7 protein-coding genes and 1 tRNA gene are annotated in these 8,159 nt (G+C 43.1%); all 8 read right to left on the bottom strand.

Features of this window, described 5'->3' with window-relative positions; translation table 11 throughout:
• A partial coding sequence (selB, locus tag MUP17_08635) for a selenocysteine-specific translation elongation factor (protein ID MCJ7459042.1) occupies nt 1-653 on the bottom strand: 653 nt, incomplete at its 3' end.
• Between the two features lie 376 nt (nt 654-1,029).
• Nucleotides 1,030-2,421, bottom strand: a complete 1,392-nt coding sequence (selA, locus tag MUP17_08630; GenBank protein MCJ7459041.1) for an L-seryl-tRNA(Sec) selenium transferase — start codon at nt 2,419-2,421, stop codon at nt 1,030-1,032.
• Nucleotides 2,397-3,449: a selenide, water dikinase SelD gene (gene selD / locus MUP17_08625; protein MCJ7459040.1), complete on the bottom strand. Its 1,053-nt coding sequence runs from the start codon at nt 3,447-3,449 to the stop codon at nt 2,397-2,399. Before selD ends, selA begins: the two co-directional genes overlap by 25 nt.
• A 212-nt stretch (nt 3,450-3,661) precedes the next feature.
• Nucleotides 3,662-4,306 (bottom strand): class I SAM-dependent methyltransferase, encoded by a 645-nt coding sequence (locus MUP17_08620; GenBank protein MCJ7459039.1) that lies wholly within the window; start codon nt 4,304-4,306, stop codon nt 3,662-3,664.
• Nucleotides 4,307-4,657: 351 nt separating this feature from the next.
• Nucleotides 4,658-4,750: transfer RNA gene (locus MUP17_08615), tRNA-Sec, on the bottom strand.
• A 209-nt stretch (nt 4,751-4,959) separates the two neighbouring features.
• Nucleotides 4,960-5,670, bottom strand: a complete 711-nt coding sequence (gene bshB1, locus MUP17_08610) for a bacillithiol biosynthesis deacetylase BshB1 (protein ID MCJ7459038.1) — start codon at nt 5,668-5,670, stop codon at nt 4,960-4,962.
• Between the two features lie 77 nt (nt 5,671-5,747).
• A complete protein-coding gene (gene bshA, locus MUP17_08605) occupies nt 5,748-6,872 on the bottom strand; it encodes an N-acetyl-alpha-D-glucosaminyl L-malate synthase BshA (protein MCJ7459037.1) in 1,125 nt (374 codons plus the stop codon).
• A 4-nt stretch (nt 6,873-6,876) separates the two neighbouring features.
• A partial coding sequence (bshC, locus tag MUP17_08600; protein MCJ7459036.1) for a bacillithiol biosynthesis cysteine-adding enzyme BshC occupies nt 6,877-8,159 on the bottom strand: 1,283 nt, incomplete at its 5' end.

Below are 8,159 nucleotides of genomic sequence, written 5' to 3'. Positions count from 1 at the left end.
TTTATCCCTTCAGGTGCGATCTCTACTTCCTGCCCGATTTTTAACGAGCCATCGATCAAAGTGCCGGTGACAACTGTTCCCATCCCGGACATGGTGAAAACCCTGTCAATATAGAGCCTCGGCTTACCTATATCCTTTCTCACCTTTAGCCGGCTGATGAGATTTTGAATCTGTTCATTCAGCACCTCAATCCCGATTTTCTGGATTGCCGAGGTTCTGACCACAACTGCTTTTTCAAAGGGTGTGCCTTTGAGCTTATTCTTTATGTCATCCTCAATTAGATTTAGCCAGTCCTCTTTTACCAGGTCGATCTTGTTGATAACCACAATCCCCTCTTTAATTCCTAAAAGTTCTAGAATCTCTAAATGCTCCTGAGTCTGGGGCATCCAGCCATCATCTGCGGCAATCACCAGTAGTGCGGCATCGATTCCACCTACCCCGGCAATCATATTCTTGACAAACCTCTCGTGCCCGGGCACATCCACAATTCCCACCTCTGTTCCATCCGGCAGAGGAAGCCAGGCAAAGCCTAGATCGATGGTCATCCCTCTTTTTTTCTCCTCTGGTAATCTATCCGGATCGATTCCGGTCAAAGCCAGAACCAGGGCGGATTTGCCGTGATCAACGTGTCCTGCAGTTCCGATTACGAACATAAGCAACTTCCGATATTGTCATTCTGAGGGAGTCCAGATGGACAACCGAAGAATCTATTAATTCGATCCAGGAAGATTCTTCGCCCTCCGGGCTCAGAATGACCAAAATGTTTACCTGTTTGAGGTGCCCGTCAGGTCCCTGGTCGCAACGTAAAAGGGTTTTTTGTAGGGCAATCTTTCAGGGTTGCAGATTTTATTCTTAGCAAAGCTAAAGCTTTGCCCTACAAATTGCATCCCGCCTTGAGGGCAAGGCGGGTCTACCACTATAATTTTTGTAGCGGAAGGCCATCAAGGTCTTGTCCTCAGGATCCTGGCGAAGACTTTAGCATTCCATTTTTCCCCTCCTCCTCCACACCTAGAGGTCTAAAGACCTCCGCTACATGCCCAGCACCTTTCTCGCGCCTTGCACAATCAACTCATCCTGTTCCGGGAAGATCGTCCTCAAATCCAGAACGAATCTGTTTTTTTCAATACGCCCTATTATAGGGAAATCCAGACTCCTGAATCTTTCTGCTAAATTCTCTGGAGTAATTGAGGAACTCAGACATAATATGATAGTTGGAAGAGTCTCGCCTGGAAGCGAGCCGCCGCCTACAGTGCTCCTGCTCTCTTTCAGAGAAGCAGAAATCCCGAATGCGCTCAGCCTTGCTGAGATTTCCTCCCCTCTTTTTCTCAAAACATCCAAAGAGGTGGAAATCATCCTCCAGATCGGAATCCTTCCCTCTTCTTTCTTGAGATAACTCAAAATCACCTGTTCCAGACCTGCGATGACCATCTTATCAACTCTTAGAGCGCGATACAGAGGATGTTTCCTCAGCACATCAATATATTTTTTCCTTCCTACGATAATTCCAGCTTGCGGTCCACCTAAAAGCTTATCACTCGAAAAACAAACCAGGTCCGCTCCGGCAGAGACCCCTTCTGTAATCCTTGGTTCATGTCCTAACCCGAATTTTTCAGTAAAATGGACAGCCCCACTTCCCAAATCTTCGACAGTTATCAGACGATGTCTCCTGTCTAATGTAACTAACTCTTCAATTGAAACCTCTTCCACAAATCCCGACATCCAGAAATTACTTTTGTGCACCTTCAAGAGTATCTTTGTGTTTTTGTTTATTGCTCTCTGATAATCAGAAAGTGAAGTGCGGTTGGTCGTCCCGATTTCTTTCATTATCGCACCAGATTCTGCAAGGATTTCTGGTATTTTAAACCCCCCGCCTATCTGAACCAGCTCACCCCTGGAGATTATAACCTCTTTCCCTTTGGCTAAGCCTGAGAGAATCAGAAGAACCGCAGCCGCATTATTATTCACCACTAAAGCAGCCTCTGAGCCTGAAAGCTCGCAGAGCAGTTTTTCCAAAAAACCGGTTCTTTCTCCTCTTCTACCCTTCTTGAGATTATATTCTAAGGAGGAATAGTTTGTGCTGACTTCAGTGATATGTTTTAGGATCTCGCCGCTTATGGGCGCGCGCCCAAGATTAGTGTGGATTATCACACCAGTACCGTTTATGACTGGCCTTAAAGTGGAGGAAGATAAAGATTCCAGTTCTTCTAAAACTTTGGTGAATATCTGTTCTCTCGAGAAACTTACCCCTTTTTTTGTTATTTCTTTTCGTACCTCTTCTACTATTTTTCTGCTGATTTGAGTCACCAGAGGTCGGGAAAGTGCAGAGATGTAATCCTGCAGCTTCTCAGACTGCAGAATCTCCTCGATGCTGGGAATCTGCCTGAGCTTTTTGCTTTTTACCACTCTACCTTTATCCTGCATCTTTTATCTTTGATTATCTCACCCACAATGGAGGAATTTTTAACCCCTCTTTTTCTCAGGGAGCCCAAAAGCTTTTGAGCTTTACTTTTTGAAACGCTGATAAGAAGCCCTCCGGAGGTCTGTGCATCGCACAATATTAATTTTGCTTCCTCGCAGACATCTTTACCCCAATCGACTTTGCCCTCCATAAAATTCCGGTTAGATATGGTTCCTCCAGGCACGATATTTTGTCCGGCTAACTTCCAGGCGTAATCCAGAACAGGCACATTAGACAAATAAATCTTTGCCCCAACACCAGAGGCAGAAGTCATCTCACACAGATGACCCAAGAACCCGTAGCCGGTAATATCAGTACAGGCTTTTACGCCGTATCCCACCATAACCTCAGAAGCAGTTTTATTCAGCTCGCTCATCACCTCAACAGCTTCTTTGACAACTTTCAGCGGAACTCTATCTCGTTTGATCGCAGTGGTGATAATTCCGATACCTAAAGGTTTAGTCAGGATTAGGATGTCACCTGGTTTTGCGCCAGCATTGCTCACGATCTTTTTCGGATGAATTATCCCATTAACTGAAAGCCCGTAAATCGGCTCTTTGGTTTTCAGAGTATGTCCACCGATAATTGCTATTCCCGCCTCTTTAGCTTTGTCTGCTCCACCTCTCAAGACCTCTTCCAGGGCAGACAGGGGCATAGACTCCTTGGGATAACCCACGATGTTCAAAGCCGAGATCGGTTTTCCTCCCATAGCATAGATATCGCTTAAGGAATTGGCTGCCGCGATAGAGCCGTAGTCGTACGGATCGTCCACCACCGGAGGAAAAAAATCTACTGTCTGCACCAGGGCTAAATTTTCAGTCAGCTTGTATACCCCGGCATCGTCCACGCTGTTATAACCTATCAGCACCCGGTTATTCTTTATCTTTGGCAGATGACGCAGAACCTGCATCAAGTCCTGAGGACTGCATTTTGCCGCTCACCCAGAACTTGACGCCAGCGTCGTCAACCTGATTTTTTGTTTTTTCTCCATAATTTTTAACACCTAATTTCTTGAATTTCATCCATTTCAATATTATCTCGGTTCATATTCTTACCTCATAAAAGTTAAATTTCACCTAACGTTCCCAGTATATAAGAAGTACCAAGCGAAGCTAGGTATTTGGTCGAGGGTGAAGCCTGAGACCCAAGGAGCGGAGCGACGCAGCTTGTATGCTGTGTTAGATGAAGTCCACGGCATTACTTTTATTCTCTTTTTGCATGTATGAAATAGTGCCAACTAGATTTTCCATCAAAAAAATCTTCTATGTGTCGTATTTTAATAATTTTAAATCTATTCAATAATCTTTTTATATCTTTATAATTAACAAAAAAATGTGGTAATATTGTTCCATCCTCTTCTTCTTTCAATCTTACATTTTCATCGATGATTTTGCATTCTTTTGCAGTATCTGAGTATGCTGATTTTGATAACATTGTAATATACATTTCTCCATCTGTTTTTAATACTCTATAAATTTCCTTTAATACTTTTTTGAAATCTTCTGAATCAACATGATATATTGAGTGAAATGCTAAAATACAGTCAAATTCTTGGTTTCTTAAATTCAATTCTTTAATATCACCAATCATCGTTTTAATTTGTAATTTTTTGTCTGTGACTTCTTTTTGTAGTATTTTTATTCCTTCTTCTGATAAATCATAACTTGTTACATTAAAACCATTTTCTGAAAACAATATTGAATGCCTTCCAAGTCCACATCCTAAATCTAATAAATTATTAAAATTCATCCTTTTCCATCTGTATAAATAATAATAAACCTCCTCAGACGGAATCTTCCAAAAATCTGATTCTACTTTATCCCAATTCCATCCGTTTGTCTTAATCATCTTCAATCCTTTGTCGTGGATTTCTTCTAACTACTTCACAAGCAAAGTACTTCGCTTTTTGTCCATTTTTGGGATTATAGACGAAGTATTTCGTATATCCCACCTATCTATTCCCTCTCATCTCTTCCATTAGGGGAAGGTCGGGCAGTGGCGCCCAACCTATGAAGTATCTACATTATTCCCTCTCCCCTCTACGAGCCGTAAAGCTTTTAACGGCCATCAAGGGAGGGAAATCCACCCGTACATCTTACATCTAGTTTATGCTCGCCAGGTCCCCTGACTTGGCAAGTTTACCGTCGGGTCAGGGGACCCGACGCTCACCGAGTCAGAGATTTCATACTCTAAAATTAGCGGAAGGGGTGGGAATCGAACCCACCACCCTAACTTTTGATCAGGGACGACGGATTTGAAGTCCGCGAGGACCACCAGATCCCATCCTCTTCCTTCCGGAAAGGAATATAAAATTAACAAATTAGATTTGCAAGGAAATTATATCCTGTAGGGGCACGGCGCGCCGTGCCCCTACACAAAAATCCGTCGGGCATAAAGCCCGACGCTACAGTTCAATATTGGACAGAACGATGTTCTGTCCCTACAAACCCTCTGCACTACGTTTCACCCTACCACCTATTACCTATAATCTATCACCTTTTTTAAATCGATCTTCCTAACAACTTCATCGGGTCTTGAACTACCATAGTCTCTTTGACCATAAAAGCCTCACCATATCTGACCCCGATGAGAGAGCCGTAATAAGCCGCCCTGATTCTCATAAAGTCGAAAACATCCATCCCAGGTATGAGAACGTCTTTCCGCCCTTTCATACCTTTGAACTGAGATTTATAACAGGCTACTGCCTGAAGCTTCTTCTCCAGTTGTTCGGTAATGTCAACCACGAAGGAACAAGCCACTTCTCTGAAAGAGGTTGAGTAGATTATCTTATAAGGACGGTGATTCTCACCCGGAACCTTGAGCTTTGCCAGGCCTGAAAGATAGCAAGCATCATAACCTAACCTGGAACAGTTAGCATGGTCCGGGTGTCTCTGTTCCCAGTAAGGCAATATAACCAGATGAGGCTTATATTTTCTGATCAACCTGACTAACTTTATTTTATTCTCTCGCGTCAGCTCGACTCCTGAATCCGGCAATTTCAGATTTTCCCTGACTATAATCCCCATCATTTTAGCCGCACATTTTGCCTCGATACCTCTTAGCCTGGCAGAGCCCCTGGTTCCCATCTCTCCTTGTGTTAAGTCAACGATGCCAACTTTATAACCTGAATCGACCATTTTGATAAGTGTACCCCCGTAGGTGATTTCTGCATCATCCCGGTGAGCCGCAATAGCCAGAACGTCTAATTCCAATTCTTACCTCCTTCCGAAAAGTAGACAGTAGACAGCAAACAGAATACAGGGTAAATCTTTTCCCTGTCTACTGTCTACTACCTACTGTCTACTATCTTTTTGTAGTATTCCTCATATTTCGGAACAATCAATTTAGAATCAAATTTTTCCACTGCTCTTCTTCTGCAGTTTTCTCTGAACTTATTTAATCTATTTTCGTCTGACAAAAGCTCAATCCCTTTTTGCGACATAAACTCAACATCACCCAAGGAGCCTAAAAATCCGCTCTCGCCATCTATGACCACCTCTGGCAACCCTCCGGTTTTGGTAGCGACGACCGGGACTCCGCAGCTCATTGCCTCTAAAGCCACCAGACCAAAGCTCTCCTGATCGCTGGGCAGAAGGAAAAGGTCAGCCACAGGCAGAAGGTTTTCCACATAGTCCTGCCCGCCCAGGGAAATAACTTTATCCTCGATACCGAAATCTCTGGAAAGGGAAAGAGCCTTGCTAAGATCGGGACCATCGCCTATCAATACCAGCTTAGAAGGTATCTGCTTATCGACTAAATGAAATATCTTGATGACGTCCTCAATTCTTTTTACCGGGCGGAAATTCGAAATATGCATCAGGATTCTTTCATCCTCTCTGGCAAATTGTCTTCTCCTGACTTTATCCTGTCTGGGTACGAACCTCTCGGTATCTACGAAATTCGGTATCATCTCAATCTCATTTTTTAACCCGAACTCATCCCGGGTCCTTTTTTTCAAAAAGTCAGACACCGCCGTGATCCCATCGCTTTCCTCTATGCTGAATTTAGTAATTCCGCGGAAAGATTTGTCAGCACCCACCAGGGTTATGTCTGTGCCGTGTAGAGTGGTTATCACCTTTGGACTATGCTCCTTCAAGATGCTCTTGGCTAAAAAAGCCGCAGTGGCGTGAGGAATGGCATAGTGAGCATGCAAAAGGTCTAAGGACCATAATTCCGCTATTTCTGCCATTTTACAGGCTAAGCTCAAAGTATAGGGAGGAAACTTGAACAGAGGATAGTTGGAAACCTCCACCTGATGATAATATAAGTTCTCGATGAATCTCTGCAGCCTGAAAGGAGGCGAGTAGGTGATAAAATGAACCTGGTGCCCTCTTTTTGCCAGCTCTATCCCCAATTCTGTGGCAACTACGCCACTTCCTCCCGGAACCGGATAACAGGTAACCCCAATGCGCATAAAGTTATCCTATCTTTAATAATTGATGATCAACTTTTTCAATTTCCACTTTATTATATAGAAAATCTACGAATTCAAAACCATATTTTATCAGATAAGGGACAAGGTTCAGGACCCTTTCCTGAAGTTTATTGTCCGGAAAAAGATTCTTCTTGGCTTTATAGACTTGCTCTTTCAGAGTCTGGTCTTTTTGCCGGTAAGCTTGAAAGAGTTTTTCACCCAATCTTTTTAACTCGTAATCGATCTTCCCTCTGGTAGTTTCCAGATTTTGTTTCAAGGCTGGCTCTGAGGAAATAAGCTCCTGCTCAAGGCTATCCAGAATTTTCGATATCTCTTTTTTTTTCTTCTCTAAAGTATTTTCAAGAGGGTCTGGAAATTTTTCTTTTAAGATCGAGTTTATCAGTATTTCCGGGTCCTGAAACAGATCGATAAACTCAAGAGAATACTTTTGAAGCAACTGTTTGATCTTATCCTCTATCAAAGTGACGCTGGCACGAGGATAGACTACAGGCATGGGGATATCAAAAAAATCAAAAACGGATTTCAACTGGGCATAATAGCTGATCTCGCCCGGACCACCGATATAGGCTGCAGTTGGGAAAAGATAACTTCTCATCAAAGGGAGCAAAAGAACGTTTGGACTAAGCCTTTCAGGTTCTTCCTCGATTATCTGGCGCAATTCATTTTGGCTGAGTTTTCTATTTACCCCATCTATCTGGATTGCCTCTCCACTCCATTTCAGGGTAGATCTCTTCTCCTTGACTTCTAAGAATAGATTCACCATCTCCTCTGATTTTACTACCTGCTGATGGTATCCTGAAGATTCCAGAGTTTTGCCAGTTTCCCTGACCAGCCCCATTGACCTGCCCGGATTTTCTATCTCTTTAAGGAAAAAATCAATTGCCAACTTTTTTAATTCCTTATCTCCAGGGTCGACAATAACCAGACCATATTTGCCCAGTAACCTGACCATCCATTTAGCAAAAGAATTCGGAAGAGTCTGCCCTTTGGAATAGCGGTCCTCAAGAGCGTGAACAACTTCATCCTTGAACTCGGTCGGATGAAGAGATGATTTCAATTTCTCAACACAGGAGTTGATTTCCTCCTCCAGGACAACTTTATACATAGGCTCGCCAGAAGGAGTTTTCGCAGGAGAATATCTGATCTCTTCAAGTTGATTTTCTTTATCTATGATAGAAGTTGACCTGACCTCCTCGAAGTCATGGTCTTCTGAATCAAGCCAGAAAACAGGTATGAAACTTCTGGAGAACCTGAAAGATAGTTCCT

The sequence above is a fragment of the Candidatus Zixiibacteriota bacterium genome, from assembly GCA_022865345.1.
Classification (GTDB): domain Bacteria; phylum Zixibacteria; class MSB-5A5; order MSB-5A5; family RBG-16-43-9; genus RBG-16-43-9.
This window is presented reverse-complemented; position numbering and strand designations above follow the sequence as displayed.